The sequence below is a fragment of the Streptomyces sp. WM6378 genome (genome assembly GCF_001279695.1).
GTDB lineage: Bacteria > Actinomycetota > Actinomycetes > Streptomycetales > Streptomycetaceae > Streptomyces.
This window is the reverse complement of sequence record NZ_LGDD01000059.1, coordinates 1-26,703: the sequence shown is the minus strand read 5'-3', so window position 1 is coordinate 26,703 and position 26,703 is coordinate 1. Positions and strand designations below refer to the sequence as shown.

The following is a 26,703-nucleotide window of genomic DNA, read 5'->3' as shown; positions in this document are numbered from 1 at the left end:
CGGGCCGCTTCTCCGGGACCACGATGGGGGCGGTCCATACGGTGTGCGGGGAGGCCGAGTTGACGGACGGGCGGAACGAGTCCTGGGTGGCTCTGGAGGCGGGGGTCGACCCTGTCGAGCGAAGCGGCCAACTCCGGCGCGCACACGAGGAGTTCACCACTGACGGGCGGGTGGTGCGCCCGGTGCGTCCGCTGGTGGCGGCGTCCTGGCGGCGGTCCGCGCGGGCCCGGGTCAGTCCGGACGGCGCGGCCTGTGTGGAACTCGGCGAGGAGGAGCTCGCCGGGCACCGCGACGGCCATCCACTCGCCCGCGTCATGCCGGTGATACGGGAACTGACCGGGAGGTACGCGGGTGACGGCGAGCACCTGATGGCCGTGTGCGACGCACAGGGGCGGCTGCTGTGGGTCGAGGGCCATCCGCGAACGCGCGGCGCGGCCGGACGGATGAACTTCGTACCCGGCGCCCGCTGGGCCGAGTCGGCCGTGGGCACCAACGCGCCCGGCACCGCCCTCGCCGAGGACCGCCCGGTCCAGGTGTTCTCGGCCGAGCACTTCCGCCGCCCGGTCCAGCGGTGGACCTGCGCGGCCGCCCCCGTGCACGACCCGCGTACGGGACGACTGCTCGGCGCCGTCGACCTGACCGGCGGCGACGGCCTCGCCCACCCGCACAGCCTGGGCTTCGTCCAGGCCGTGGCACGGACCGCGGAGGCCGAACTCGCCCTGCTCGCACCGCCGTTGACGCACGAAACGATCTCTCTCAGCGCTCTGGGCAGGGACGAGGCGCTGCTCGTCGCGGGCGGCCGCAAGCTCCGCCTGAGCCACCGCCACAGCGAAATCCTGGTCCTCCTCGCCCGCCACCCCGAGGGCCTGAGCGGCGACGAACTGCTGGTGTCCCTGTACGAGGACGAGACCGTCAGCCCGGTGACGCTGCGGGCCGAACTGTCCCGACTTCGACGGCTGTTGGGCCCGGAACTCCTCGCCTCCCGCCCCTACCGGCTGACCGCACCCGTGGACGCGGACTTCGACGCGGTGGCCCGACGCCTCGGCTCGGGCGCGGTGGCCGCGGCCATGACGGTGTACGCCGGCCCGCTCCTGCCGGGTTCGCGGGCGCCCGCGGTGACTCGTCTGCGCCGACGCCTGGCCGACCAGCTACGGGCCGCGCTGCTGGCCCGCGCCGACCCGGGGTTGCTGGCCGACTGGGCGTACAGCCCGTGGGGCGAGGACGACCTGCCGGTGTGGCAGGCCCTGGCGACGGTCCTGCCGAGCTGCCAACGGGCGGCAGTGCAGGCCAAGTTGACGGAATTGCAGGGCGAACAGGGCCTCGCAACGGGGTTGCAACGTCCGCACGCCTAATCTGCGCACCGTGCGCCGTCCAAGGGCGGGCGGCGCGGCAGAGGGAGGCCACGGAGATGACCCGTTTCGCAGCGCCCGGCACCGAGGGCGCGCTCGTCTCGTTCCAGTCCCGCTACGACAACTGGATCGGCGGCGAGTACGTGCCGCCCCGGCTCGGCCAGTACTTCGAGAACCCGAGCCCCGTGAACGGCCGCCCCTTCACGGAGATCGCGCGCGGCACCGCCGAGGACGTCGAGCTGGCGCTGGACGCGGCACACGCGGCCGCGCCCGCCTGGGGGCGCACTTCGCCGGAGGCCCGCGCGAACATCCTGCTCAAGATCGCGGACCGGATGGAGGCGCACCTGGAGGACCTCGCCGTCGCCGAGAGCTGGGAGAACGGCAAGCCCGTCCGCGAGACCCTCGCCGCCGACATCCCGCTGGCCATCGACCACTTCCGGTACTTCGCGGGCGCGTTGCGCGCGCAGGAGGGTTCGCTCAGCGAGCTGGACGCCGATACGGTGGCGTACCACTTCCACGAGCCGCTCGGCGTGGTCGGCCAGATCATCCCGTGGAACTTCCCGATCCTGATGGCCGTGTGGAAGCTGGCTCCGGCGCTGGCGGCAGGCAACGCGGTGGTCCTGAAACCCGCCGAACAGACTCCGGCCTCGATCCACTACTGGATGACCCTGGTGGCGGACCTCCTCCCCCCGGGCGTGGTGAACATAGTCAACGGCTTCGGCGTGGAGGCGGGCAAGCCGCTGGCATCGAGCCCGCGCGTGGCGAAGATCGCGTTCACGGGCGAGACCACGACGGGGCGGCTGATCATGCAGTACGCCTCGGAGAACATCAAGCCCGTCACCCTCGAACTGGGCGGCAAGTCCCCCAACATCTTCTTCGACGACGTGTGGGCCAAGGACGACGACTTCCGCGACAAGGCTCTCGAAGGCTTCACGATGTTCGCCCTCAACCAGGGCGAGGTCTGCACCTGCCCGTCCCGCGCCCTGATCCAGCGCGGCCACTACAGCGAGTTCCTGGAGGCGGCGATCGCCCGCACGGAACAGATCGTCCCGGGCCACCCCCTGGACACCGACACGATGATCGGCGCCCAGGCCTCCAACGACCAGCTCCAGAAGATCCTCTCCTACCTGGACATAGGCCAGCAGGAGGGAGCGAAGATCCTGACGGGCGGTCAACGAGTCACCTACGACGGTGAGTTGGCGGGCGGCTACTACGTCCAGCCCACCATCTTCGAAGGCGACAACCGCATGCGGATCTTCCAGGAGGAGATCTTCGGCCCGGTGGTGGCGGTGACCTCGTTCACGGACTTCGACGACGCGATCGGCACGGCGAACGACACCCTGTACGGCCTGGGCGCCGGCGTGTGGACCCGCGACACGAACACGGCCTACCGCGCCGGCCGCGCGATCCAGGCCGGCCGAGTGTGGACCAACTGCTACCACGCATACCCGGCACACGCCGCCTTCGGCGGGTACAAGCAATCGGGGATCGGCCGCGAGACCCACAAGATGATGCTGGAGCACTACCAGCAGACGAAGAACTTGTTGGTGTCGTACTCGCCGAAGAAGCTGGGCTTCTTCTAGGGGCACGAGGGGGAAGGCGCCTGACGTGGGCTTTTGCCCGTCAGGCGCCTTCCGCTCTATCTGTTGAGCGCCTAGTTGGGAATGGCCGACAGTTCCCGATTCATCCCATGGCTATCCCACTTCCGATCAGCTGTTCCGGTCTATTTCCGGTCCGAATCCCGGCTCAGCCCTGCGGCGGCCACCCTTGGCTGACACGGTCCCACTCCTCCATGGACTGCTCGATGAGGCGGTTGGCCTGCTCCCGGACGCCGTCCAGGAACTTGGCGTAGAAGCGGAAGAGGATCTCGATGCTCTGGCCCGTGCGGGTCAACGCATGCTTCCGTGCCCGCGACCATGTCAGGCCGTAGGCGGCGGGCGCCACGTAGTTGCCTTCTGGTTGCGGAACAGCCGGCCGTCCGGTGCCACGCCGAACCGTTCGATGTGCGCTCGGAGCATATGCACGAACTGCGGCGGGATGGGGCCGGGTCCCCCTCCTCGTTGACTGCCGGAGCGTTCCACCGGAGACCGTTGAGCGGATTCTCTGCGAAGTACCCCTTTTCGACTGCGGTGTTGAGCACCTCGTTGAGCGCAGCCCTCTTGCGCCGTGCTGTCTTGGCCGCAACTGCCTTGCCGTCCAGCTTGCGGCACAGGGCGTCCAGTGCGCGTCGCAGCGCATCGGCTTCCGCGAGGCCGTTTCCCGGAGGCCTCTTCGCGGTGCGGATCCTGTCAGATCGCCGGGCGTGCAGACGCTCCACAGCCGGACGAAGAGGCTGTCCTCCTCGTCCCTGATGTGAGCGTCCACCTCGGTGCGGAACCTGACGATGACGTGGTTGAACTGGGGGTCACAAGGCTGGCACAGCCGTCGGCCGCAGGGCCGGGCCAGGGAGCCCGCCGACCGGTGCCCCACCGCCCTCAGCAGATCCTCGGTAGCTGTTCGCCGATCGGCAGGTCCACCACCCGCGTACCACCGAGGGCGGTGCGTGCGACGACCATGCCCGGGTGTTCCTCGACCACTTCGCCGATCACCGCCGCCCCGGCCCCCATCGGGTGGGCCCGCATCGCGTCGAGGACGGCGTCCGCGTGAGCCCGGGGGACGAAGGCGACCAGCTTGCCCTCGTTGGCCACGTACATCGGGTCGAGGCCGAGGATCGCGCAGGCGTTGGCCACCGGGGTGGGCACGGGGACACGGTTCTCGTGGATCACGACACCGGCGCGGGCCGCCGACGCGATCTCGTTGAGGGTTGCGGCAAGGCCCCCGCGGGTGGGGTCGCGCAGCACATGGAGGTCGGGGGTCACGGCCAGCATGGTCTCGACCAGACCGTTCAAGGGTGCGCAGTCGCTCTCGATCTGCACGCCGAATTCGAGGCCCTCGCGCACGCTCATGATCGCGATTCCGTGGACGCCGATGTCGCCGCTGACGATCACGACGTCGCCCGGCACGACGCGCTGGGGCCGCAGGTCGACACCGGGTGGGACGAGGCCGATGCCGGCGGTGTTGATGTAAATGCCGTCGCCATGTCCGGCCTCGACGACCTTGGTGTCGCCAGTGACGACCTCGACGCCGGCCGCGCGGGCGGCATCGCCCAGCGCCTTGGCGACCTTGGCCACGACCTCGACCTCCACGCCCTCCTCCAGGATGAATCCGCAGGAGAGGTAGGCGGCCTTGGCGCCGCTCATCGCCAGGTCGTTCACCGTGCCGTTCACGGCGAGGTCACCGATGCTCCCGCCGGGGAAGAACAGCGGTCGGACAACGAAGGAGTCGGTGGAGAAGGCGAGCCGTGCTCCGCCCAGGTCCACGGCCGCCGAGTCGCCGAGCTGGGCCAGCGTCTCGCCGCCGAAGGCGGGCGCGAAGACGTGCTGGACCAGTTCGGCGGAGAGCGCGCCGCCACCGCCGTGGCCCATCACGATCCTCGGCTGGTCCCGAAGCGGGGCCGGGCACGTCCAGGCGGCGGGGTCGGGCAGATGGACCCTGGTGGTCTCAGACAACGGGGCTCGCCTCCAGCGATGGGGTCGGCAGGTCCAGGCGCCGGTAGAGGTAGTACGCGGCGCACGCGCCCTCGCTGGAGACCATCGTGGCACCGAGCGGGGTGCGGGGAGTGCAGGTGGTACCGAAGGCGTCGCAGGCGTTCGGCTTGAGCAGACCCTGAAGGACTTCCCCGCTGCGGCACTCCGCGGGTTCGCGGGTGTCGATGCCGGCCACCGAGAAGCGGAGTTCGGCATCGTAGTCGCGGTAGCGGGAGGAGAGCCGCCAGCCGCTGCCGGGGATGACCCCGATGCCGCGCCAGGCCCGATCGGTCACTTCGAAGACGTCCTCCAGCATGGCCCGCGCGGCCGGGTTGCCCTCCGGGCGCACGGCACGCGGATAGGCGTTGTCCACCCGGTGCTCGCCGCGCTCCAGTTGCAGGACGGCGCGCCGCACGCCCTCCAGGATGTCCAATGGTTCGAAGCCGGTGACCACGATCGGCACCCGGTAGCGTTCGGCCAGTTCGGGGTACTCGTCGACGCCCATGACGCTGCACACGTGCCCGGCGGCGAGGAACGCCTGCACCCGGCAGCTCGGGGATTCCATGATCGCCTCGATAGCCGGGGGCACCCGCACGTGCGAGACCAGCAGGCTGAAGTTGGTGATGCCGAGCTTGCGCGCCTGATACACCGTCATGGCGTTGGGGGGCGCGGTGGTCTCGAAGCCGATACCGAAGAACACCACCTGGCGGTCGGGGTTCTGCTGGGCGATCCGCAGGGCGTCGAGCGGCGAGTAGACCACACGGACGTCGCCGCCCTCGCTGCGGACCCGGAACAAGTCGCGGCCGGTGCCGGGGACGCGGAGCATGTCACCGAATGAGCAGAAGATGACGCCCGGCCTGGAGGCGATCTCCAGCGCCTTGTCGATGACCTCCAGCGGGGTGACGCACACGGGGCAGCCCGGCCCGTGGATCAACTCGACCCGATCGGGCAGGAGTTGGTCGATTCCGTGCCGGATGATCGTGTGCGTCTGACCGCCGCACACCTCCATCAGCGCCCATGGGCGGGTCACCGTGGAGTGGATGCTGTCGAGCAGCCGCCGCGCGAGGTCGGGGTTCTGGAACTCGTCGAGGTATTTCACTGCTGGGCCTCCTGCGCGGCTTGATCCTCTGCGGGCCGCGGGGCGCCACCGGCCTCCGCGGCCAGTTCCCACGGGTCGCCGAACTCCTCCTGGAGCAGGCCGAGGGTGGTGAAAAGTTCAAGGGTCTGCCGGGCCGACTCCTCGTCGAGGCGCTGGAGTGCGAAGCCGACGTGGACGATGGCGTACTCGCCGACCTGGAGGTCCGGCAGATACTCCAGGCACACTTCCTTGACCACGCCACCGAAGTCGACGTTGGCCATCCGGGTACCATCCCGTTCCTCGATGTCGAGCACTCTGCCGGGTACCGCCAGGCACATATGGGTCTCCTCGCTGTGGGTAGTCCGTGGGTCCCGGCGGTGCCAGGTGATGAGTGGGCGCGGGATGTCAGCCGTCACCGGGCGAACGGCGGGCACCGGCGCGCGCGGCAACGATCAGCTGGCCAAGGGCAAGGCCGCCGTCGTTGGGAGGCACGCGGTGGTGCCGCAGGACAGTGAAGCCATCGGCTCGCAGCGCGCCCGCACAGGCGGAGGAGAGCAGGGAGTTGGCGAACACGCCCCCGGTCAGTGCCACGGTGCCCAGCGCGTGGTCCGCCCGCGCCCGCGCGCACATCGCCCGGACCAGACCCGCCACCGCTTGGTGGAAGCGGGCGGCCACGAGTGCGGGCGACGTTCCGGCGCGTACGTCTGCCACGACGGCTTCGATCACGGGAGCCGGATCTGCGGTGACCGCGCCGCCCGGAGCCGCGTCCCGCAGCGTGAACGCGTATCCGGGCGCGTCCGGTTCGGCCGCGATCAGCGCGGCGGCCTCCAGCTCGATGGCCGCCTGTGCCTCGTACCCCGACCGGTGGCAGATCCCCGCGAGGGAGGAGACGGCGTCGAAGAGGCGTCCCATGCTGGAGGTCGGTACGCAGTGGAGGTTTCCCTCCAACTGGCGTGCCAGTACGGCGCGTTCGTCCGGAGGGCAGGCCGCCACCGCGGGCAGGTCGCACGTCCAGGCGACACCCGCGGACCGCAGGTGCGCGAGAGCCATCCGGTAGGGCCGCTGTACGGCCGCGTCACCGCCGGGCAGCGGTACGTAGGCGAGGTGCCCGTACCGGGTGAATCCGTCATAGTCGGCGAGCAGGACTTCGCCGCCCCACACCGCCGCGTCGTCCCCGTAGCCGGTGCCGTCGAAGGCGATGCCGATGACCGGCCGGCTGCCGTCGAGACCGTGCTCCGCCATCGCCGCGGCGACATGCGCGTGGTGGTGCTGGACGCGCACCAGCGGCCTGCTGCGCGTGTGGCGCACGGCCCATTGCGCCGATCGGTAGCCGGGGTGCCGGTCGGCCGCGAGGACCTCCGGTGTCACCCCGGTGACGGACTCCAGCTGCGCTTCGGCCCGTTCGAAGGCGTGCTGGGTGGCGAGGTCGTCCATGTCGCCGATGTGCGCGGACAGCCAGGCCCTGCGGCCCTCGCCGAGGCAGAACGTGTTCTTCAGATCGCCCCCGACGGCCAGCGCAGGCGCGACGGACACCGGCAGCGCGAGCGGCAGCGGGGCGTGGCCGCGGGATCTGCGGACCATCAACTCCTCACCGTCGCAGATCCGCACCACCGAGTCGTCGCACGGTACGTGGATGGGGCGGTCGTGGGTGAGCCAGGCGTCCGCGAGGGGACCAAGCCGCTCGATCGCCTCCTCGTCGTCGGTGACGATGGGCTCTCCGGCGAGGTTGCCGCTCGTCATGACGAGCAACCGGGGCCCCTCGGGGTCGGTGGGCAGCCCGAACAGGAGATGGTGCAGGGGCGTGTACGCCAGCATCACGCCGAGGTCGGGGCTGCCCGGCGCGACGGCTTCGGACAGCCGCGGGCCGCCCGTCGCCGTCGAGTCGGCGGCCCTGCGGCGCAGCAGCACGATGGGCCGGACGGCGCCGGTCAGCAGTTCCCGCTCCGCCGGTCCGGCGTGCACGAGGTGTTCCACGTCGGCGATGTCCCGCGCCATGAGTGCGAACGGCTTGCTGCCGCGCGCCTTGCGCTCGCGCAGCAGGCTCACCGCCGTGGGGTGGGTGGCATCGCAGGCGAGGTGGTAGCCACCCAGTCCCTTGACGGCGAGGACAGCGCCGCGCGCCAGGAGTTCACGGGCCCCCGCGACGGGATCACCGGCGACCGTCACGGGTGGCCCGCCGGGAGCGGCGCGCAGCAGGCGAAGGCGTGGCCCGCAGGCCGGGCAGGCGATGGGCTGCGCATGGAAGCGGCGGTCGGCGGGATCGGCGTACTCACGGGCGCAGTCGGCGCACATGGGGAAGTCCGCCATGGTCGTCCTGGCCCGGTCGTAGGGCAGACCGGTGGCGATGGTGAATCGGGGGCCGCAGTGGGTGCAGGTGATGAACGGGTGCCGGTGGCGCCGGTCCCCCTCGGCCGCCAGTTCCGTCAGGCACGCTGCACACGTGGCCACGTCCGGTGAGAGCAGCGTACGGGCGGGGCCTTCGGTGCGGGAGGCCACGATGACAAAGCCCTGGCCCCCTGCGGTCGGCATCTCCTCGTGACCGACGGACTCCACGACGGCCAGCGGGGGCGCGTCGGCGGTGAGGCGGGCGCAGAACCCCGTCACTGCCGCTGGGGCGCCCTCGACCTCGGCGATCACGCCGTCCCCGGTGTTGGTCACATGCCCCGCGAGCCCCAGGCCGGTGGCCAGCGTGTAGACGTAGGGCCGGAACCCGACGCCCTGCACTACGCCCCGGACCGTGATCCGCCGTCGCACAGCCCCGGGGTCGAGGGTCGCATCGGGCCGGGTGGCGGTCACGGGCGGCGGGCTGCGATGCCCGGCGCGCCGGCGTGGGTGCGTGCCGGATCTGTCGGATGGCTGGGAGATCCGGCGGCGTCGTGGTGTTCGTGACCGTGGTGCTCGCGATGGTGTTCGTGCGCTGGTGGCCGCTGTGCCATGACCGGCTGGTGGATGCCGCCGCCGTCGGCCGCGGCCACCGCCCGGTCGAGCAGTTCGCCGACACCGGCACCCCGGCGGGCCGAGGTGAGGAGCACCTCCACCCCCGGGTTGACCTGAGCGACGTGCGCACGAAAGGCCGCTCCGTCGAATTCGACTGCCTCCGCGATGTCGGTCTTGGTCACCACCACCAAGTGGGCGAGGCCGAAGGCGGTGGGGTACTTCAGCGGTTTGTCCTCCCCCTCCGTCACCGAGGCGAGCACCACCCGCAGGGTCTCGCCCAGGTCGTAGGAGGCGGGACAGACCAGATTGCCGACGTTCTCCACGAACAGCAGACGGGTGTCGTCGGGCAGCCATCCCTCAAGGTGACCGCCCAGCATCGCCGCCTCCAGGTGGCACAGGCCATCGGTGAGGACCTGTTTGACCGGGACCCCCGAGCGGGCCAGCCTCCTGGCATCGTTCTCGGTGGCGAGGTCGGCGGTGAGCGCGGCCACCGGAATGCCGCGTTCGCGCGCCCGAAGCAGCTCGCGCTCCAGTAGCGCCGTCTTCCCGCTGCCCGGGCTGGACAGCAGATTGATCACCGAGGTGCCGCGGGCGGCCAGTTCGGCCCGCAGGGTTCCCGCGCTGGTGTCGTTCTTGGCGAGGACCGCACGGTGCAGGTCAACTTCTCGGCACATGGTTCAGCACTCCTCGGGGATCGGTTCGCGGTCCCGTTCGCTCGGCGGGCCGTCCTCCCAGCGCACGCTGACGATCTGGAGCTCGCGGCCGCACAGGAGCTCCGCGGCCGCGTCACCGCACGCCGGGCAGCACAGCTGTGGGGGCATGCCGACCGCCCACTCGTGCGTGCAGGGGGTGCAGCGGGCGCGTCCGGGCACGGACTCGGTGATGAGTTCGGCGCCTTCGAGAACCGTCCCCGCGCGGGCAAGCTCGAAGCTGAAAGACAGCGCGTCGGGGACGACTCCGGCCAGTTCGCCGACTTGGAGCCGCACCGCGGTGACCGCTGTCGCGCCGGCCCGGGCCGCCGCTTCCTCCACCTGGCCGACGACGGCCATCGCGATGGACATCTCGTGCATCGGCCCGCCTCCGTCCTGGCAGGGGCCGGCAGCCGTGGGGCCGGCCCAGCTCGGCACCATTACACGGCGAGGGGTGCGGGTTCGCATCGTGGCTCGCCGACACCGGGGCCCGTGTACACCGTTCGCCGCAGCGGCTGTGGCCGTGGCCGTGCGAGATCCGCTCTCACATGCGGCGCATGCGCAGGTAGCGCTTGATGTCGGGCAGAACCTGCTTCACCAAGGCGGCAAGCGTGGCGGCGGCCACGGCCCCGCCGATGACTGATTTCCTCATGCGTCTCTCCTCACGTGCCGAGTCGCTGACCGGCTCACAAGCCATGCGTTCGGGTGGCGGTCGGTGCGGGCGTCTCGCGTTTCGCCGTACCTGGATCGTCACCCTGTACGAGGTCGCGCACCCACCGCACCGCATCGGGTACGGCGGCCGCCACCGGCGCGCTCAGGCCGATGCCTTCCTCTACGGAGAGGGGTTCGCACCCGATCACCAGCGTGCGTCGCGGGGGCCGCGCCCCGGTGCCGGAGCAGAGGGTGCCGAGCAGGGCGAGCACCGCGTCGGGCGACATGTGGTGGCCGTCGAGCACGGCGCCCTGAGCCGCCTCGGGTCCGGGCGTTCCCGGCTCGACGAGGTAGAGCGAACCGGGGGCGCCACCGCGGGCGGTGGCGTCGACCAGGATCAGGGTGTCGTAGCCGTCGAGCAGTTGGTAGGCGAGGTGCACACCGCGCACGCCGAAGTCCACCGCCTCGACACCGGGCGGCAGTTGTTGCTCGCGCAGGGCGCGTACGCACTCGACCCCGAAGCCGTCGTCGCCGAGGAAGACGTTGCCGACGCCGGCCACCAGGGTGCGGGCGGTGTCCTCGCGGTGCGGTGTCCCGCTCATGTCTCCTCCGGGTGAGCTACCTCGTCGGGCTGGAAGTAGAGGAACCGGCCCTGTTCACGGCGGATGTCGGCGCCCGGATCTCCCTCGACGGTCACCGCGAGGTGAACGGTGCCGTCGACGTCGTGCAGCACCGCCTCGACCTGGGCGGTGCGCCCGTGCAGGAAGAGGTCCTGGGCGTCGCTGCGGCGCAGCCCGGGTCTGAGGAGCACGCGGCTGCCCGCGCTCACCGTGCGTCCGTCGATGACGACCTCGTCGGTCGCCGGGTCGAATCCTGCGTCGCTCGCGGGGTCCCACCAGGGCTTCTCCGGCCGGGGAGCAGTCTGCCCGGCGTCGGGCCACAGCTCCGGAACCGTCGACGGCGAGGTGTCGCCGGACGGCCCGGTGATGTCCCGCAGGGTGCGCACCGCGCCGTGCAGCCGCTCAAGCACTTCGGGCGGCATCGAGTCGGCCAGGTCGATCACCGCGGCCGCCTTCGCGTCGGTGCCGCGTGCCTCGCGCTTCTCCTCGTCCGTGAGGGCGGCGGTCCGCAGCGCGAGGATCTCGTCGATCTCGGTGGCGTCGTAGAGGGCACCTGGGCTCTCCGGGGCGATGGCCGGATGGTCCTCCAGAATGATCGGGGAGGACAGGACGAGATCGGCATGCCCGCGCGCGCCGGCCAGCACCGGCCACGTGTGCAGGTTCCGGCAGGCCGCGACCGCGCCCTTGGCCCACTCGGGCGGGTCCGTCATCGAGAGGAACGCGCCGGAGCCGAGGTGCAGCAGGAGGTGGGCGGCGACCAGGGAGTGCGGCAGTACCGCTTCCCGGTCGAGAGTGACGCCGTCCTGCGGTGTCCACGTGCTGGTGTTCTCGACGACCGCCGTCAACTGCAGTACGCGGTAGGGGCCTTCGATCTCGGTGGCCGTCAGGCGCAGCACGCCCTCGATCGGCCGGGCGTGGCGGACCAACCGGCCGACGACTGCACCCTGGGCGTCGCGTACGAGCTCGGTCTCTTCGCCGGCCGGCCGGCTGAAGGGCACGCGGTGACCGCCGCCGGTCAGGGCGGCGATGGTGGTCGACACTTCCACGCGTTCTTCGACGCCTTCGTCCCACGGGACCAGGACGCGGTCGGGTAGCTGGAGTTCCGGAACGGTCTCGAAAGTGCCGCCCGTCAGGGCCTGTTGCACCGTACGCCGCTGTGCGCGCAGGAATCTCAACTCGGCCGAGAACGCCGCGTCCGCCTTCGGTTCCATCAGGCACTCGGTCTGCTGGAAGCTGTGCTCCGCAGTGTCGGCCCCCCACACCGGCGGGACGAGCACCCCGAACTGCCAGCGCAGCCGGTTTTTGGCCGCCGAGGCGCGGTAGGGGTAGAGGACGTAGCCCTCGAAGAGCACGGCGTCGGCAACCGCCCTGGCCGCCGCGAACCGGTCGTCGGCCTGCGGGCGGAACACGGGCGCGCTCACGGGGACGTCCTCTCGGTGACGCGTGGCAGCAGGGCCTCCAGCGGTGTCCGGTCCCGGCCGGCCGGCGGCTCCGCCGCATCGAGGAGCGCGTGCACGGTCGCCTCCCAGGACGGCAGCGATGCCCGGGAGCGGAACGCGAGCAGCGCGCCCATCGTTTCGCTCGGCAGCCGGATCCATCCGCAGCCGGGGAAGTGCTGGTGGATCATCTCGCGCCACACCGCGACGGGCATCCGGCAGGACGCCTCCCGGTCCCAGGGAACCGGCTCCACCTGGAATCCGCCGGCGCCGGTGAAGGCCGTACCGGAGAACAGCATCAGGAGCGGCACCTCTCCCCCGGTCAGCGCGTCGAAGTACCGGCTCGCGGCGATGTCCATGTCGTAGGTGCACGGCACCACCAGATCGGTCTCCGTCTCCCCGGTGAAACTGGGGACCATCACGGATACCTGCGCGAACTGCACGGGCTGCATCGTGCCGCCCCAGCGCGAACGCTCCCCGAACAGATCGGCGAGGCCTGCGGCCTCCTCGTCGTCGTAACCGCGTCTGACCGGTTCGACGCGGATCTGGCAGCGCAGCGCGAGGGCGTGTACGCGGGCGCGCTCGGACGCGGTGACACGCAGCCGGAAGACCAAGGTGGGTCCGGCGGCGTACGGGTCGGCGCGAACGCCCACACACGTGAAGGAGAATTCGGTCACGGCCGCTCCGCCCGGTCCACGCTCGTGGCGCGGGATGCGACGTGGGCGAAGAAGTCCGCCAGCGCGGCGCGCGCCTTTGCTCCGCCGTCGAAGCCCTGCCACAACAGCCGCATCCGGCCGACCAGTTCGTAGCAGATGTCGATGGGCACCAGGTGGCAGTCGACATGCCCGTCGGTGCGGTGGAACAGCAGCGCCTCCACGTCCGGTTCGAGTACCGCGGCCAGCCGGCTGCCGCTGAGCACGGACTGCCAGACGGACGGCTCGAGTTCGCTCTCGGTGGCTCCGGCGGGGCTCGGGTACAGCGCGACGTACCGGTCCAACGCGGCGTTGTGGAAGAAGAAGGCCACTCCCACCGGGATCTGCAGCAGCTCCCACGTGGTGTCGTCGAGGCGCAGGCCCGGGTCGGTCAGATAGCGGTCGGGGACGGCCCGGAAACGGCCGCCTGCGGCGCCGGACTTGGCGAAGAGCAACGCGCACGGCGTGCAGGCGCAGGACAGGACCCGGCGCTCGGTGTCCACGAGGTGGCGGTGGGCGTCCTCGGCGAGTGCGGCCGCACACAGCTCGCACCGCTCCTCCCTGGGTGCCGCAGGCTCCGCGAACCTGCGCAGTCCCCGGGCTCGCGAGGAGCGCCGGCTGGAGGGCGGGGCGCTCACCGGGTCCGCACCGGGTCAGGCCCGCCCGTAGGGGCGCTGCCGGGTGGAGCGTTGCCGATCTGGAGCAGTACGGGGGTGCGCTCGGCAGCCGACTCCCCCAGCTCCACAGAGGTGACCTCGGGGGCGTAGCAGGCCAGGGCGGTCTCGACCGCGGTGCGGGCTGCGACCGCCGTGCTCTGGCACCCGCAGCCTGCGTCGGTCCCGGCGGACCGCAGGCGCAGCGTGCCGGTGGTTTCGTCGAATGCCACGAGCTCGACGGCATGGTCCTGGACTCCGTCCAGGGCGCGGGCGATACGGGTGACGGTGTCCTCGGGGTGCAGGTCGTGCAGAACCAGCAGGCTCGTGACGAGTTCGTCCTCCAGCAGCAACGAAAGACCAGCCCTGCCGGACCCGTCGGCGGCGCGCGCCTCAAGCAGCTCTACGATCCTGGCCATGCCCGCGCCGTAGAAGTCCATGAGGACGCGCACCAGCTCCTCGGCGGCAACGGCGGTCTCGCCGTCGCCTTCGGCGGTGAGCCGTTCGAGGATCTCCTCGACACGGCGGCCGGCCTGTTCGGCGTTGGGGGCCGGTGTCGCACGGGCGGTGGCGGTCTGCGCGCTCATCCGCTCAGACCGCTCAGGCCGGTCGGCATGTGCATCGTCTTGACCGTCTTGCCCCCGCCCACGTACATGTGCACGCCGCACGGCAGACAGGGGTCGAAGCTGCGCACCGCGCGCATGATGTCGATGCCCTTGAAGTTCTCCGGGGCGTTCTCCTCGAAGATCGGCGTGTTCTGTACGGCGTCCTCGTACGGGCCGGGGGTGCCGTAGGTGTCCCGGGTGCTGGCGTTCCAGGGAGTCGGCGGGTACGGGTGGTAGTTGGCGATCTTGCCGTCCCTGATCACCATGTGATGGGACAGCACACCGCGCACGGCCTCCGTGAAGCCGACGCCGAGACCCTCGTCGGGCACTTCGAACTTCTCCCACGTCTGGGTCCGCCCGGCGCGCACCTCGGCCAGGCCCTTTTCCGCGCAGTGCAGGGCGATGGCGGCGGCGTACGCCTGGAAGTACGTGCGGGCCCGGTTGCGTTCGAGGGCGTTGCTCCACTTGGGGATCTTCCACTCGAAACGCGTCTCGGGCTTGGTCATGGTGCGCGGCAGGGTGATCACGACGCTGCGTCCGGTGGCCTTGACGTAGTCGGTGTCGACCAGCCCGGACAGTGCGGTGGACCAGAGCCGCGCGATGGGGCCGCCGCCGGTGTCGAGCGCCAGGTAGTCCTTGCCGTCGAACCAGCGCGGGGACATCACCCAGCTGTACTTGTCGCCGAAGTCGCGCTTCTGGGGGGCGGGGATGGTGTGCTGGTTCCAGGGATGGCGCGGGTCCACGGGGTTGCCCAGCGGGTCGTGGGTGACGAACTGCTCCTGGCCCTGCCAGTCCTCGTAGTAGGAGGAGCCCAGCAGGATGCGGATGCCGAGGTTGATCTCGGTGAGGTCGTTGGTCACCAGCTTGCCGTCGACGACGATGCCCGGGGTGACGAACATCTTCCGCCCCCAGTCGGACATGTTGGCGTACGTGAAGTCGCAGTGCTCCGGGTCGTTGAGCGCGCCCCAGCAGCCGAGCAGCACCCGTCGACGGCCCACTTCCTCGTAACCGGGCAGGGCCTCGTAGAAGAAGTCGAAGAGGTCGTCGTGCAGCGGCACGACGCGCTTCATGAACTCCACGTACCGCATGAGGCGGCTGAGGTAGTCGGTGAACAACTGCACGGAGGCGATGGTGCCCACGCCGCCCGGGTAGAGCGTGGAGGGGTGCACATGGCGGCCCTCCATCAGACAGAACATCTCGCGGGTGTAGCGGCTGACTTGCAGGGCCTCGCGGTAGAACTCGCCCTCAAGGGGGTTGAGCGAGCGCATGATGTCGGCGATGGTGCGGTAGCCGTGCTCACCCGCGTGTGGCGCCTCGGTGCGTTCGGCCAGTTCCAGGACGCCCGGGTTGGTCTCGCGGACCATTTTCTCGCAGTAGTCGACCCCGACCAGGTTCTCCTGGAAGATGTTGTGATCGAACATGTACTCGGCGGACTCTCCGAGGTTGATGATCCACTCGGCGAGGTGCGGCGGCTTGACCCCGTAGGCCATGTTCTGGGCGTACACGGAACAGGTCGCGTGGTTGTCACCGCAGATCCCGCAGATCCGGCTGGTGATGAAGTGCGCGTCGCGGGGGTCCTTGCCGCGCATGAACACGCTGTATCCACGGAAGACCGACGAGGTGCTGTAGCACTCGGCCACGCGCTTCTGCTTAAAGTCGATCTTGGTGTGGATGCCGAGGCTGCCGACGATCCGGGTGATCGGGTCCCAGGCCATCTCCACCAGACCGTTGCTGTCGCCGGTCTTGGTCTTCGGTGCCATCTGTGTGCAGCGCCCTTCTTCAAGTCGTCGCGCGTCACGTCTTCGTGGTGTGCGGCGCCGTGCGTCACGACTTCGTGCGGGTGGTGGGAACATCCTTCGGGTCGAGCTACCGGCGCCGGCCGGCCATCGCGGGGCTCGTCACCAGGGCGGCCGGTACCCGGTGGTCAGCCGGTCGCCGGTGTGCCGCCACTTCGGCTCCTTGTCGACGGTCTTGGCGGTGATCGACCGCAGTTTGCGGATCACCGCTCCGTACGCGCCGCTGGCGGTACTCGACACCTTGCCTCCAGGCGGTTCGTCCATGAAGGGCATGAACTTGTCGGGGAAGCCGGGCATCGTGCAGGCGATGCAGATGCCGCCCACGTTCGGGCAGCCCCCGATGCCGTTCATCCAGCCGCGCTTGGGCACATTGCACTTGACCACAGGACCCCAACAGCCCAGCTTCACCAGGCACTTGGGCGAGTCGTACGCGAGCGCGAACTGGCCCTGCTCGTAGTACCCGCCCCGGTCGCACCCCTCGTGCACGGTGGCGCCGAAGAGCCAGGTGGGGCGGAGCTTGTCGTCCAGCGGGATCATCGGCGCGGACCCGGCCGCCTGGTAGAGCAGGTAGGTGAGGGTCTCCGAGAAGTTGTCCGGCTGGATCGGGCAGCCAGGGACGCAGACGATCGGGATGCCCGCCTTGGACTTCCAGTCCCAGCCGAGGTAGTCGGGCACCCCCATGGCTCCGGTCGGGTTGCCCGCCATCGCGTGGATGCCGCCGTAGGTGGCGCAGGTCCCGATCGCCACAACGGCGAGGGCCTTGGGCGCGAGGCGGTCGATCCACTCGCTGGTCGTGATCGGCTGGCCGGTTTCCGGGTTGTCCCCGAAACCGCACCAGTACCCCTCCTGCTTGATGCTCTCGTTGGGGATGGAGCCCTCGACCACCAGGACGAACGGGTCGATCTCACCCCGCTCGCCCTTGAAGAACCACTCGATGAAGGTGTCGGATCCCCCCACGGGCCCGCATTCGAAGTCGATGAGCGGCCAGTGGACAGCGATCTTCGGCAGGCCGGGCAGCACACCGAGAACGATTTCCTCGATGCTCGGCTGCATCGCAGCCGTCAGGGACACGGAGTCGCCGTCGCAGCTCAGTCCTGCGTTGATCCAGAGGATGTGAATCGGGGACTCGTCCCCGCCATCGGCACCCGACGCGTCCGCGGCATTGACCGCAGTCGGCGTAGCTGCGTCCATGGCACGCCTCCTAGGGGAGGAACAAAATGAAAGGCCGCATATCGGCCTTCACTCTCTTTGATAACAGGCGGCCGACACCTCCGCGACACCACCGCCGACGGGTCCCCCGACGATCACTCGTCTGCCGGGCCCGGTCCCCGCGAGATGAGCCGGCGTGCCTTCGGTACGGACCTTGCGCACGAATGCTCCGCGCAGCGCGTGGTAGGGGGCGTCCGGGTCGAAGAACGTACGCCGCATGTGGGTGAGTTCTTCCTGGCGGTACGCGGCCAGTGGTTTCGTGGCCTCCTGCCGCTCGCGCTCCGCCTTCTTGGCGGCGATCCGTCCGTCCACGGAGGGTGACGAGGCAAGCCGTCCGGCCATCTGGGCGATCTCGGCGCGGAACCGCTGGGGGCCGCAGGCGACCAGGCGGTCCACGAGACCCATCCGGTGTGCGGCGGCAGCGCCGACCGGCCAGGCCTCCCACATGAGCCGCTCGGCGGTCTCGGGGCCGACCCGGCGCGGCAGGGTATATGTCCAATACTCGGAGCCGTGCAGGCCCATCAGCCGGTAGTGAGGGTTGAGCACTGCGCCCGTCCTGCACCAGACCTCATCCGCAGCCAGGGCGAGCAGCACTCCGCCGGCCGCGGCGTTGCCGCCGACTGCTGAGACGACAAGACGGTCCGTGGTCAACAGCACGGCCTCGACCAGATCGTTCATCGCGACGATGTTGGCCCAGGACTCCTCGCCCGGGTCGGCGGCTGCCTCGATGACATTCAGGTGGATGCCGTTGGAGAAGAAGTCGCGGTTGCCGCCCAGCACCAGGACCGAGGTGGGACGGGAGCAGGCCGCCCGATATGCATCGAGCAGACGGCGGCACTGACAGGTGCTCATCGCGCCGCCGGGGAAGGAGAACGACAGGAATCCGGCCCCGCCCTCTTCCCGGTAGCGGATGTCCGACCAGTCTTCGTCCGCGACGTTCGGGTACCCGGGTGCGGGGTACTCCGGAACGTCGGGCAGAAGCCGGCCGAGGGCAGTGACGGCGGGCAGCTTGAAGGTGGCCGACCCTCCCGGACGGCGCCGAGGACGTAGTTCGGGCAGCCACACCGCACCGTCGGCAGTCGCCCGACATACGGCGCCCGCGCGGGTGGCGAGCAACTCGCCCGACTGGCCCCGCAGTTCGTGCTCCCGGTGCCCTCCGTGCAGGAACCACTCGGCGCCCAGCAGTTCGTCCAGCACCCCCGGCTGGGAGTCCGCGGCACGCAGTGCGCACAGCACGTTCTCGGTGGTGTCCCTGTCCCAGTGGATGCGCCTGCGCTCCTGGCTGAAGTACGGCCGGACGTGCGGTCGCCGCGCTTCAGGGATGTCCCGTTGGGCTCGGGGCCGGTAGGTTCCGCTCGCGAAGCGTTCCACGGCGCTCAGCAGCGCACTCATCGCGGCGTCGGCCACCTCGTTGCGATACAGGTCGCTCTTGCCCACCGGTGGGACAGCGAGAGTCTCTGTCGCCCACACGTCCCCCGCGTCCATCTCCGCGTCGGCCTGCAGAACGGTGACGCCCCACCGGCCCGCCTGCTCGTGGATGGCCCAGTCGAGCGAGGAAGGCCCCCGGTCGCCCGCCGGCCCGGGATGCACGATGAGGCAGGTACGCGCGGTCCAGATGTCCTCGGGGACGGCACTCTTCAGCATGGGCGCCACGAGCAGATCCGGCTCGTGATGACACACCGCAGCGCGCAGGCTCTCGTCATCCCCCGCGATCTCCACCCCCACGGTGTGCCCATGCTCCCTCAACTCCGCGTGGGCCCGTTGGGTCAGGCTGTTGAACGCACTCGCGATGAGCAGGATGTGCACGACAGCCTCCCAGCCTCTCTACTTCCCGCAGCCACAGCACACCCAGACTGGCCACGCTTGCGATGGTCGACCGGAGCGGGCCCAGTGCGGCGCCACAAGGCCGAGGCCTCCCCCGAAAGGAGCCCGACATAGGGCCACCCGGCGGCGGGGCCGACCAGGCTCCGCCCGTAGCAGCGGAAGCAGGGCATCCGCAGAGTCCGTCAACTGCCCCGGCACAGCCTCGACCTGCCCCGAGGGGAGCTGCCCGTCGACACCGGCCCCGGATAACTGAATCGCAGTCACTCGATCTTGCCTCTCCGACCCGGCGGGGCCACCCGGCACCGCCAGGGTCATCGGAGCACGGATTTAAACGATCTTCCTGACATGCCTCTCTCCGTCAAGTAGCTGGAACAGACGTGGTGTTGGGCAGTATGCGGGTACCAGGAGAAGCTGCTGGGCACCCGGTGGGGCCCAGTCGACTGAAGGCTGGAGTCAGGCTGCCTTTGCCGGTGGGCCAGTTCACTGCTCGGCGCAGTCTCACGCTTGGGTGAGCTGCCGTTCGAGGGGGGGATTCGGTAGGCGGGGGTGATGCGGGTGCGTCGTCGCGGCCGGTGGCCTGGCGGCCTACGCGGAGGCCGGCCATCTGGCTTCCGCCGCTGGGCTTGTGCCCGTGCCCCGCGGCTGGGGACGCCGGACCGGCAACCCGCACCGGCCCAAACAAGGGAAGGCCGACGCGTCTACCCAGCAACATTGCGCTGGGATGCGCAAGCGAGCCCTACATTGTTCAGCGCTGCCGGACACCCGCTACAGTGCGCCGTGGACCGCGCTGCCCCGGGCACCCGCTCCTTACACGCTGCCACATGAGAGAGAGCTCCGTGTCCGCGCCCTCCCCTCCCGATGGAGCTATACGCCCGCGTGTCGCCGCCGCTTTCAAGCAGTTGCGTATCGATCTTGGCGACACGGCCCTGGCCGTGTGGAACGACAACCTGTCCGACTTCGCTGCCGCACTGACCTATTACGCCGTCCTCGCCCTGGTGCCGGCGCTTTTGGTGGCTGTTTCAGTCATCGGGCTGGCCGCTCCGCAGGCGACCGGCCGCCTGATCGACGACCTCACTTCGTATGCCCCTGCGCAGTCCGCGAGTGCCTTGCGCGGCGCGCTGCGTGAGATGACGGCGGCGCAGTCCACCGTGTGGGTGCTGGTCGTCACGGGGGCGGTGAGTGCGCTGTGGTCGGCGTCGAGCTATCTCGCGGTCTTCCGGCGAGCCCTGCATTCCATGCATCACCTGCCGGACACCCGGCCCGCGCTGCGTACTGCGCACACCATCGTGGCCACCGCGCTGCTCCTGCTCGCTCTGCTCCTAGCCGGTTCCGGGACGATCGTGATCTCTGGGCCGCTGGCCCGCCGGGCTGCGGCGTTGCTCGGTGTGGGGAGCCTGGGGCCGTGGACCATGCTGCGCTGGCCGGTACTGCTGTGCGTGGTGACGGCCCTGGTCCTCGTCCTCTTCCGCACCGGACCGTCGCAGGCGCGAGGCGTGCGCCGGGGGCTGCCGGGCGGAGTGGTTGCAGTACTCCTCTGGTTTATGGCATCCGCCGGCTTTGCGCTCTACGCCGGACACTTCGCCTCGTACACACGCCTGTACGGCTCGCTGGCCGGGGTAGTGGTCTTCCTTGTGTGGCTGTGGTTCACCAACCTCTCACTGCTCGCAGGAGCCCAGTTCAATGCCGTACGCAGCCGCCGGCCGCGCGGGTCGGCGTTGGCTGCCGGAACGGCAGCGGGGCCACCGGGGCGGCGAGGGGCCCGATAGAGGGGGCAGCCCGCCGCCATCGGGGGTGGCAGGGCGCGCCCCGCGCTGGCCCCGCCGGCCAGGCCGGAACGCCGTAAGGACAGGGGATTGACGCCGTTTGCGGGCTTCATGGCTGCCATGGAGCCCGCAATGGAAAGCCGGGTAGCGGTGCCCGCCCTGGATGAGGCGATGTCCGAACGTGCTGACCCAGGCCGTCTCACATGCGTTTCCCTCCGTATGGAGGGGAAACCGATGCACTCACCGAATCCACCGAGTGCCCTGAGGCACGCTGCGCCTGCTGATCGGCTGACGCGCTGCTGACAGCGATGCAGCCCTTCCACCGGCTCTGCCAGCGACTCCTGCGACTGCTTCGGCGCTGACCACGCGGCCCAGCGGACTTCCCTGACAACCCCTCACGAACGGGGGGTCCGGCACGAGACATGGCTCCTTCACCAGCCACGAGTGCGCATGCCGGTGGCCCGGATCGCGTCAGCAGGCGCGAGCCGAGCACTGGCATGGCTTGTACGGGTGTCAGTCCTGCAGAACGTCTTTGATCTTCTCCTTGGCCTGCCGCGCGTCGCCCTTGGCCTGCTCGAACGGACTCGGTCACCGGCAGCAGCCAGAGGAAGCTGGCGTGGCCACTCGGTGGGGACGGACGTCGCCTTCCGCAACCAGCACGGGGCCGAGGCAGTGGAGCAGCTCTTCAACTCGGCCTAGATTCCCGGAGGAGTGGCCCTGTACCGGGTGTGTGTGCGGTACAGGGCTGGTGGGTCCGCTGGTCTGCTGGCTGTGACCACAACGACGCAGCGGTTCCGGTGTACTCAACAGCGGGGCGCCGGGTCCGGTCACGGCTCGTCATCCGCGACAGCCCCGGACGGCCAACGGGCGGTCGCTATTTCTGGGGGCCGGTGGTGTCCCGGTCGCTCAGGCGGGCTTCCTGTTCGCTCTGCTCCTTCACGCGGCGGGCCTTGTCCATCAGGCGCTGGCGCTGTTCGGGGTCGGTGGCCTCCTCGGCCGCTCTCTGCCACGCGTCCGCGATGGCCTGCAACTCGCGGGCCCGTCCGCGGTATTCGTTTGCCACACTCATCGTCGCTCCTGAGGTCGGGATGCGGGCGGTCAGTCGCCCTGCTTGCCCTTGGTCTTCCCGGTGGTGGCACCCTTCGACCGGTGGGCCGTCTGCCTTGCCTGGGCCTGCTTCACCTGGGCCTGCGCCTTCTCGGCCGTCCCCCTGGCCCGCAGGTGCTCGTCCCCCGTCACCTTGCCCGCGGTCTCCTTGACCTTGCCGGCCACTTCCTGCATTTTGTCGTGCACCTTCTTGCCCGTACGGCTCATGGCTGTGCTCCCTTGCTACGGCTGGACGGCACGCGCGCAGGCGCCATCGTCAGCCTCCGCCCTCCAATAGGGGCCAGCACCCCGGGCACCGCCAAGCGCATGAAAGCCCCTACGAAGCAAGGGGCGGTGCGGCGCACATAGGCGGCCTACAGGCGTGCTCCGCCTGCCGGACGGCATCAACCCGCGACCTCCAAACCCCGCAAGGGCTTGGAGCCCGGCCGGGTTTCCCGGCCGGGCTCCAAGCTGGCGCTGTACGGGTCAGTGCTTGAACACGTCCTTGATCTTTTCCTTGGCCTGGCGGGCGTCCCCCTTGGCCTGCTCAGCGCGGCCTTTCGCCTCCATGCTCTCGTTGCCGACGGCGCGCCCCGCGGCCTCCTTGACCTTTCCCTTGGCCTGTTCGGCCTTTGCCTTGGCCTTCTTGTCACCGGACATACAGGTCACTCCTAAGGACTCATGGGACGGCAAGGACATTCACACGTGTGCACGTGCTGGGCCGGTCCAAACCTGATGGCCAAAAACCGTTCCGCTGATTTCACACGTGCTGTTCAGTGGCGCAAAACAACTACGCCGCATGGTTTTTGGCGGGAATTCTCCGGAGCGGATTTCGCTCGCATTCCGCAGGTACGGCAATGGCGTGCCGGCGCCCGCGCAGCGTGTGGCCTGTTCGGGCGGATGGGCGGGCTACCAGCGGTACCAGCGGCCACTGCCGCCCTTCGGGCGGGCTACGAAGCCGATCAGCCACAGAACAAGGACGACGATCGCGATCCACCACAGGATCTTCAGCGCGAAGCCCGCGCCGAAGAGGATCAGGACCAGAAGAAGGACGAGGAGCAACGGAACCATGTTTATCAGCCTCCGAGCTGCCGGGTACCCAGCGAATTTCAGGTTACACGGGTGATCCGTAGGGCGCCTTTTGTGCGGCGTAATTAAGCTTTGCCGAGTACCGGGTCAGTGCGCCGCCACGGGGAGCGGGTCGTGGAGGGCGGAGCGGCCGTGGGACCAGGCGGTGAGGAGGCGCTCGGTGAGACGGTCCTCGACAAGTCCGGTGGCGTCGGCGCCGAAGGCGATGTCGGTGTCGAGGCGGGGTTCGTCAGCCAGGAGTCCGGCCACCACCTCGTGGCGGACGACTTGCTCGTGGACGGCGTCCGCCTCGACGTGCTCGGTGTAGAAGTGCTCCGCCGCAGGGCCGACGCCCAAGCGGCGCATGGCCGTGGCCAGGCGGCGCGAGCCGGGCGAGGAGGTGATCTCCACGGTCGCGAAGTGACCGACCAGGGCTCCGCGCAGGGCGCGGTGCAGGCCGAAGAGCGACATGAGATTGACGATGGCCAGTGCTTCGGCGGGCGCCTGGTCCACGTAATGGCCGTACGCGGTGTCGAGGCCGAGGTCCTCCATCAGGTCCGCGAAGAGCTGCGCGTGGATGCGTTCGGCGCGCCCGGCGCCGAACTCGTCGTACTCGACGGCCACCATCGCGGCCTTGGCACGTCCGCGCAGCCGGGGTATGACCCAGAGGTGGGGGTCGGCCTCCTTGAGGTGGTAGAGCGAGCGGAGCATCACGTACTCCCGCATCTGCCACAGTTCTCCGTCGTCGGCGAGGTGGTGGCTGACGCTGCCGGTGTGGTCGACCGGTTCCACGAGCAGTTCGTCCAGCGCCTGCCGGGCGCTGCGGTGGTCCGGCGTGCCGTCGCGCAGGGCGGCCAGGAACGGGCCCTCCAGGCACTGGCGGGTGGCGAGCAGGGCGGGGTGCCATTCGAGGTCGTCGGCCACGGAATCGAAGCCTCGGTAGTGCAGTTCGTACAGCGCATACAGGGCGAGTTGCAGGTCGTCGCCGTACGGATCGGCGGTGCGGGTGTCGGCGTCGTCGGGGAGATGGCCGCCCGGGCCGTCTCGCAGCGCGGTGATCACGGCATGGGAGAGGGGGCCGCGCGGGCTGGGCAGGGTGGTCACGGGGTTTCCTCCGTGGCTTCGGGGTCCTTTGGGCGGCGGCGGTGACTGGTGTCGCACCAGGGTGGGGTGCGAGTGCGCCGGCAGGTGCAGACTGCGACGACGAAGCGGTCCGAGCGTGCGACGGTGCCGTCGGCCGCCGTCACCTCGACGGGGCCCTCCACCAGCACCGGGCCTTCGGGATCAACGGTGACCCGGCGGGCGGGGGCGGGACAAGGATTATCAGGCGCGCTCGGCACGGATCACCACCAGTTCTTCCGTCGTGTCGTCGGCGCCGACCAGACCCCGGGCGCGCAGCCACTCCGCCCGAGAGCGCAGGACGGGCCCGTACGGAATGACGGCCCGGTCGGTCACCTCGGCCCGCATGCCTGCCGCTTCCAGCATCTGCAGCGTCGCGTCGGTGCCGCTCAGGGCGGACTGGACCAGCAGCAGCACACCGTGAGGCCGCAACAGGGCTGGCGCGGTCCCGCCCAGGCGGTCGAGCACGTGGCGGCCGTCGATGCCGGCGTCCCAGGACCTGGCTGCGCCCCGCAGGGGCGGGCTGCGGTGCGGGGACGTAGGGCGGGTTGCTGAGGATCAGGTCGAAGCGGCGGTTGTGGAGCGTCTCGACACTGCCGTGCCTGACTGTGATCTGCCGCCCGGCACGCCAGGCGTTGAGCCGGGCGCTCCACACGGCCCGGCGTGAGACGTCCAGCGCGGTCACCCGGGCGCCCAGATTCGCGGCGTACAGGGCCAGAGCCCCGCTGCCCGTGCCGATGTCCAGCACGTCAAGGCCGGTCAGGGTCCCCTCACGGCACAGTGCGTCGCCAAGGAGCCGAGTGTCGGCCTGGGGGGCGTACACGCCCGGCAGTCGCCACAGCCGTTCCGGCACGGCAAAACACGCAGAAGGGGCGTCGGGGGTGATCAAACGCGCCATGGTCAGCCTCGTTGTTGCGCGGGTTTCTGCAACCATTCCTGCGGAGAGTGAGGAATCAGGGTCCTCCACCAGCGTTACTCGCTTTCCGGCCTGAGGCCATTGGGACCGATGCGACGGACACACCAGGTCGGGCTGCCCCAGTGCCCTTGTGCGCGAGCCTTGTGCGCGATCACCGGTCCCGGCCCCGGTCCCTGCTCCAGCGGATCACCGACCCCTCCACGCACACGCGTGGAGTCGGCCCCTTCACGTCGGCTGGCGGCCGGCGAGCAGACCGAGGGTGAGATCGTCGCCAAACTGCCCGCCGACCTGGATGGCGCCGTACAGATCAACGGCCGGATCATCCGGCAGAGGGCATGACTAGGCTTTCGAACCTGGCGCATCGTCGACGGGGTAGTGACGAGGAGCCACGGGGACCCTCGTCTTGTATTGCAGTCGCCCATCGCAGCGACCTGCCCGGCGTGGAGCCGCGGGCAGGGCTATGGCCGACGTGGGGCCGGAAGGCCGTGAAGTCGACCGCCTCGGCCGTCTTCGGCAACGCCGTCGGCTGGACAGCCGAGAAGCGGGCGCCGTCTTTGGCTCCCCGGGCGGGCGCTACGTCGTGGGTGGTGACCATTCAATGAGCAGCAGTGTCGCGTCGTCGCGCAGATTGCTGTCCTCGCCGTCCAGGATTGAGTGGATGAGCTGGCGCAGCGACTCGGCGGCGAGTTCGCCCCGCCGCGGTGGCCCGGATGATCGAATCCGCGAAACGGTCCATGCCGAACTCCCCGCCGCCAGCGGTGCGCGCCTCGGTGACGCCGTCGGTGTAGAGCAGTACACGGTCGCCCGGCCGCAGAGTCGTCTCGTGGACCGTTCTGGGTTCGTCGCTGAACCTGGCCGGCAGGCCCATGGGGGGGGGGCTGGGCCGGGTGTTCAAGGGCGCCCTCCACGACGCGTCGGTCGCGGATCAGCAGGGGCGGCGGGTGCCCGCAGTTGCACCAGCGGAACAGCCCCGAGGCGAGGTCGAGCTGGGTGAGGATGCCGGTGCAGAACTGGTCGGGGCGCCACTGGGCGAGGGCCTGGTCGATGGTTTCCACGAGGCCGGGGAGCCCGGCCCGGACCGCCCCCGCGAACCACCGCACCCGCAGCCCGAGCAACCCGCTGAACCACCCCGCTCCGGCCGACGGCACGTCCGTCGGCCGGAGCGGCGAATCGAGAACCCCTGCCCCACCCCGGCACCGACACGCACATCCGCCTCGACAAACACCACGACCATCCCAGCGCCGTCACCACCACCATCGTCGGCACCAGCGTCCACGCAACCCACGCGCTGCTCGACCCGGGCACCTACCGGGTCGGGCTGTTCCTCCCCACCGCGGGCCTGCACCACCTCCTGCTCCACGACCTGGCGCGTCCCCTCGTCGTCACCAGCGGGAACATCGCCGACGAGCCGATCGCGACGGACGACGCGGAGGCCCGGCTCCAACTGGACGGCATCGCGGACGGCTTCCTGATGCATGACAGGCCGATCCGCGCACGCTACGACGACTCGGTGGTACAGGCTGTGGGCAGGACCGTGATCACCGTGTGCCGGGCACGCGGCCTCGCTCCCGCCCCGATGCCGCTGCCCCGGCCCGCCACGATTCCGCTCGTCGCGGTCGGCGCCCAGCTCAAGCACACCTTCGCGC

General features: G+C 70.1%; 27 protein-coding genes and 3 pseudogenes. 6 read left to right on the top strand and 24 right to left on the bottom strand.

Going from position 1 to position 26,703, the window contains the following annotated elements; translation table 11 throughout:
• Window positions 1-23 precede the first annotated feature (23 nt).
• Together ADK54_RS08190 and adh are read left to right on the top strand one after the other, a co-directional pair.
• Window positions 24-1,352: a GAF domain-containing protein gene (locus tag ADK54_RS08190; RefSeq protein ID WP_053724873.1), complete on the top strand. Its 1,329-nt coding sequence runs from the start codon at window positions 24-26 to the stop codon at window positions 1,350-1,352.
• Between the two features lie 56 nt (window positions 1,353-1,408).
• Window positions 1,409-2,932 carry an aldehyde dehydrogenase gene (gene adh, locus ADK54_RS08185; RefSeq protein WP_053724872.1) on the top strand — a complete coding sequence of 508 codons (1,524 nt, stop codon included), beginning with the start codon at window positions 1,409-1,411 and terminating at the stop codon, window positions 2,930-2,932.
• A 163-nt stretch (window positions 2,933-3,095) separates the two neighbouring features.
• On the opposite strand, the gene ADK54_RS44725 is transcribed toward adh, so the two are convergent.
• The 16 genes from ADK54_RS44725 to ADK54_RS08110 all read right to left on the bottom strand — a co-directional run bounded on the left by ADK54_RS44725 (window position 3,096) and on the right by ADK54_RS08110 (window position 19,087).
• Window positions 3,096-3,242, bottom strand: a complete 147-nt coding sequence (locus ADK54_RS44725; RefSeq protein ID WP_234391963.1) for an integrase — start codon at window positions 3,240-3,242, stop codon at window positions 3,096-3,098.
• A gap of 581 nt (window positions 3,243-3,823) precedes the next feature.
• Window positions 3,824-4,897, bottom strand: coding sequence for a hydrogenase expression/formation protein HypE (gene hypE, locus ADK54_RS08175; RefSeq protein ID WP_053724870.1), 1,074 nt, complete (start codon window positions 4,895-4,897; stop codon window positions 3,824-3,826).
• Complete coding sequence (gene hypD / locus ADK54_RS08170) at window positions 4,890-6,014, bottom strand: hydrogenase formation protein HypD (protein WP_053724869.1); 1,125 nt, start codon at window positions 6,012-6,014, stop codon at window positions 4,890-4,892. Before hypD ends, hypE begins: the two co-directional genes overlap by 8 nt.
• Entirely contained in the window at window positions 6,011-6,331 is a 321-nt protein-coding gene (locus ADK54_RS08165; protein ID WP_053724868.1) for a HypC/HybG/HupF family hydrogenase formation chaperone, read from the bottom strand. Before ADK54_RS08165 ends, hypD begins: the two co-directional genes overlap by 4 nt.
• Before the next feature lie 67 nt (window positions 6,332-6,398).
• Window positions 6,399-8,789 carry a carbamoyltransferase HypF gene (gene hypF, locus ADK54_RS08160; RefSeq protein WP_053724867.1) on the bottom strand — a complete coding sequence of 797 codons (2,391 nt, stop codon included), beginning with the start codon at window positions 8,787-8,789 and terminating at the stop codon, window positions 6,399-6,401.
• A complete protein-coding gene (hypB, locus tag ADK54_RS08155) occupies window positions 8,786-9,604 on the bottom strand; it encodes a hydrogenase nickel incorporation protein HypB (protein WP_053724866.1) in 819 nt (272 codons plus the stop codon). Before hypB ends, hypF begins: the two co-directional genes overlap by 4 nt.
• Before the next feature lie 3 nt (window positions 9,605-9,607).
• Window positions 9,608-10,000: a hydrogenase maturation nickel metallochaperone HypA gene (locus tag ADK54_RS08150; protein WP_053724865.1), complete on the bottom strand. Its 393-nt coding sequence runs from the start codon at window positions 9,998-10,000 to the stop codon at window positions 9,608-9,610.
• A 163-nt stretch (window positions 10,001-10,163) separates the two neighbouring features.
• Complete coding sequence (locus ADK54_RS48740; RefSeq protein WP_420717275.1) at window positions 10,164-10,271, bottom strand: DUF6893 family small protein; 108 nt, start codon at window positions 10,269-10,271, stop codon at window positions 10,164-10,166.
• A 34-nt stretch (window positions 10,272-10,305) separates the two neighbouring features.
• Window positions 10,306-10,872 (bottom strand): hydrogenase maturation protease, encoded by a 567-nt coding sequence (locus ADK54_RS08145; RefSeq protein ID WP_053724864.1) that lies wholly within the window; start codon window positions 10,870-10,872, stop codon window positions 10,306-10,308.
• Window positions 10,869-12,311 carry a hypothetical protein gene (locus ADK54_RS08140; protein ID WP_053724863.1) on the bottom strand — a complete coding sequence of 481 codons (1,443 nt, stop codon included), beginning with the start codon at window positions 12,309-12,311 and terminating at the stop codon, window positions 10,869-10,871. Before ADK54_RS08140 ends, ADK54_RS08145 begins: the two co-directional genes overlap by 4 nt.
• Window positions 12,308-13,003, bottom strand: a complete 696-nt coding sequence (locus ADK54_RS08135) for a DUF6084 family protein (RefSeq protein WP_053724862.1) — start codon at window positions 13,001-13,003, stop codon at window positions 12,308-12,310. Before ADK54_RS08135 ends, ADK54_RS08140 begins: the two co-directional genes overlap by 4 nt.
• Window positions 13,000-13,656 carry a DUF5947 family protein gene (locus tag ADK54_RS08130; protein WP_053724861.1) on the bottom strand — a complete coding sequence of 219 codons (657 nt, stop codon included), beginning with the start codon at window positions 13,654-13,656 and terminating at the stop codon, window positions 13,000-13,002. Before ADK54_RS08130 ends, ADK54_RS08135 begins: the two co-directional genes overlap by 4 nt.
• On the bottom strand, window positions 13,653-14,258 hold the full coding sequence (locus ADK54_RS08125) for a NifU family protein (protein WP_053724860.1): 606 nt from the start codon (window positions 14,256-14,258) through the stop codon (window positions 13,653-13,655). The genes ADK54_RS08130 and ADK54_RS08125 overlap by 4 nt, the downstream gene beginning before the upstream one ends.
• Entirely contained in the window at window positions 14,255-16,036 is a 1,782-nt protein-coding gene (locus ADK54_RS08120; RefSeq protein WP_053724859.1) for a nickel-dependent hydrogenase large subunit, read from the bottom strand. The genes ADK54_RS08125 and ADK54_RS08120 overlap by 4 nt, the downstream gene beginning before the upstream one ends.
• A gap of 138 nt (window positions 16,037-16,174) precedes the next feature.
• Window positions 16,175-17,263 (bottom strand): hydrogenase expression protein HypE, encoded by a 1,089-nt coding sequence (locus ADK54_RS08115; RefSeq protein ID WP_053724858.1) that lies wholly within the window; start codon window positions 17,261-17,263, stop codon window positions 16,175-16,177.
• A gap of 48 nt (window positions 17,264-17,311) precedes the next feature.
• Window positions 17,312-19,087 (bottom strand): hydrogenase maturation protein, encoded by a 1,776-nt coding sequence (locus ADK54_RS08110; protein ID WP_053724857.1) that lies wholly within the window; start codon window positions 19,085-19,087, stop codon window positions 17,312-17,314.
• 577 nt (window positions 19,088-19,664) lie between these two features.
• Between ADK54_RS08110 and ADK54_RS44715 the strand changes: the two are divergent.
• Window positions 19,665-19,787 (top strand): annotated as a pseudogene (locus ADK54_RS44715) (IS110 family transposase); the annotation flags it as partial.
• 139 nt (window positions 19,788-19,926) lie between these two features.
• Window positions 19,927-20,871, top strand: coding sequence for a YihY/virulence factor BrkB family protein (locus ADK54_RS08105; protein ID WP_078966206.1), 945 nt, complete (start codon window positions 19,927-19,929; stop codon window positions 20,869-20,871).
• Between the two features lie 871 nt (window positions 20,872-21,742).
• Here the strand turns inward: ADK54_RS08105 and ADK54_RS08100 are convergent.
• The 7 genes and pseudogenes from ADK54_RS08100 to ADK54_RS08075 form a co-directional block, all read right to left on the bottom strand.
• The gene (locus ADK54_RS08100; protein WP_053724855.1) at window positions 21,743-21,937 is read right to left on the bottom strand and encodes a DUF6381 family protein; all 195 of its coding nucleotides are present in this window, start codon (window positions 21,935-21,937) and stop codon (window positions 21,743-21,745) included.
• Window positions 21,938-21,966: 29 nt separating this feature from the next.
• Window positions 21,967-22,182, bottom strand: a complete 216-nt coding sequence (locus ADK54_RS08095) for a CsbD family protein (protein WP_053724854.1) — start codon at window positions 22,180-22,182, stop codon at window positions 21,967-21,969.
• Between the two features lie 258 nt (window positions 22,183-22,440).
• The gene (locus ADK54_RS43080) at window positions 22,441-22,614 is read right to left on the bottom strand and encodes a CsbD family protein (RefSeq protein ID WP_078966205.1); all 174 of its coding nucleotides are present in this window, start codon (window positions 22,612-22,614) and stop codon (window positions 22,441-22,443) included.
• A 249-nt stretch (window positions 22,615-22,863) separates the two neighbouring features.
• The gene (locus tag ADK54_RS08090) at window positions 22,864-23,025 is read right to left on the bottom strand and encodes a hypothetical protein (RefSeq protein WP_053724853.1); all 162 of its coding nucleotides are present in this window, start codon (window positions 23,023-23,025) and stop codon (window positions 22,864-22,866) included.
• A gap of 105 nt (window positions 23,026-23,130) precedes the next feature.
• Complete coding sequence (locus ADK54_RS08085) at window positions 23,131-24,126, bottom strand: iron-containing redox enzyme family protein (RefSeq protein WP_053724852.1); 996 nt, start codon at window positions 24,124-24,126, stop codon at window positions 23,131-23,133.
• Complete coding sequence (locus tag ADK54_RS47340; protein ID WP_234391970.1) at window positions 24,123-24,269, bottom strand: CDGSH iron-sulfur domain-containing protein; 147 nt, start codon at window positions 24,267-24,269, stop codon at window positions 24,123-24,125. Before ADK54_RS47340 ends, ADK54_RS08085 begins: the two co-directional genes overlap by 4 nt.
• Window positions 24,270-24,345: 76 nt before the next feature.
• Window positions 24,346-25,039 (bottom strand): annotated as a pseudogene (locus tag ADK54_RS08075) (HemK2/MTQ2 family protein methyltransferase).
• Window positions 25,040-25,267: 228 nt separating this feature from the next.
• Here ADK54_RS08075 and ADK54_RS48220 point away from each other — a divergent pair.
• Window positions 25,268-25,396, top strand: coding sequence for a hypothetical protein (locus ADK54_RS48220; RefSeq protein WP_267886984.1), 129 nt, complete (start codon window positions 25,268-25,270; stop codon window positions 25,394-25,396).
• 234 nt (window positions 25,397-25,630) lie between these two features.
• On the opposite strand, the pseudogene ADK54_RS48735 reads toward ADK54_RS48220, so the two are convergent.
• Window positions 25,631-26,130 (bottom strand): annotated as a pseudogene (locus ADK54_RS48735) (PP2C family protein-serine/threonine phosphatase); the annotation flags it as partial.
• 107 nt (window positions 26,131-26,237) lie between these two features.
• Between ADK54_RS48735 and ADK54_RS43070 the strand changes: the two are divergent.
• Window positions 26,238-26,703, top strand: a 466-nt coding sequence (locus ADK54_RS43070) for a Sua5/YciO/YrdC/YwlC family protein (RefSeq protein WP_199826904.1), incomplete at its 3' end; no start/stop codon positions are given.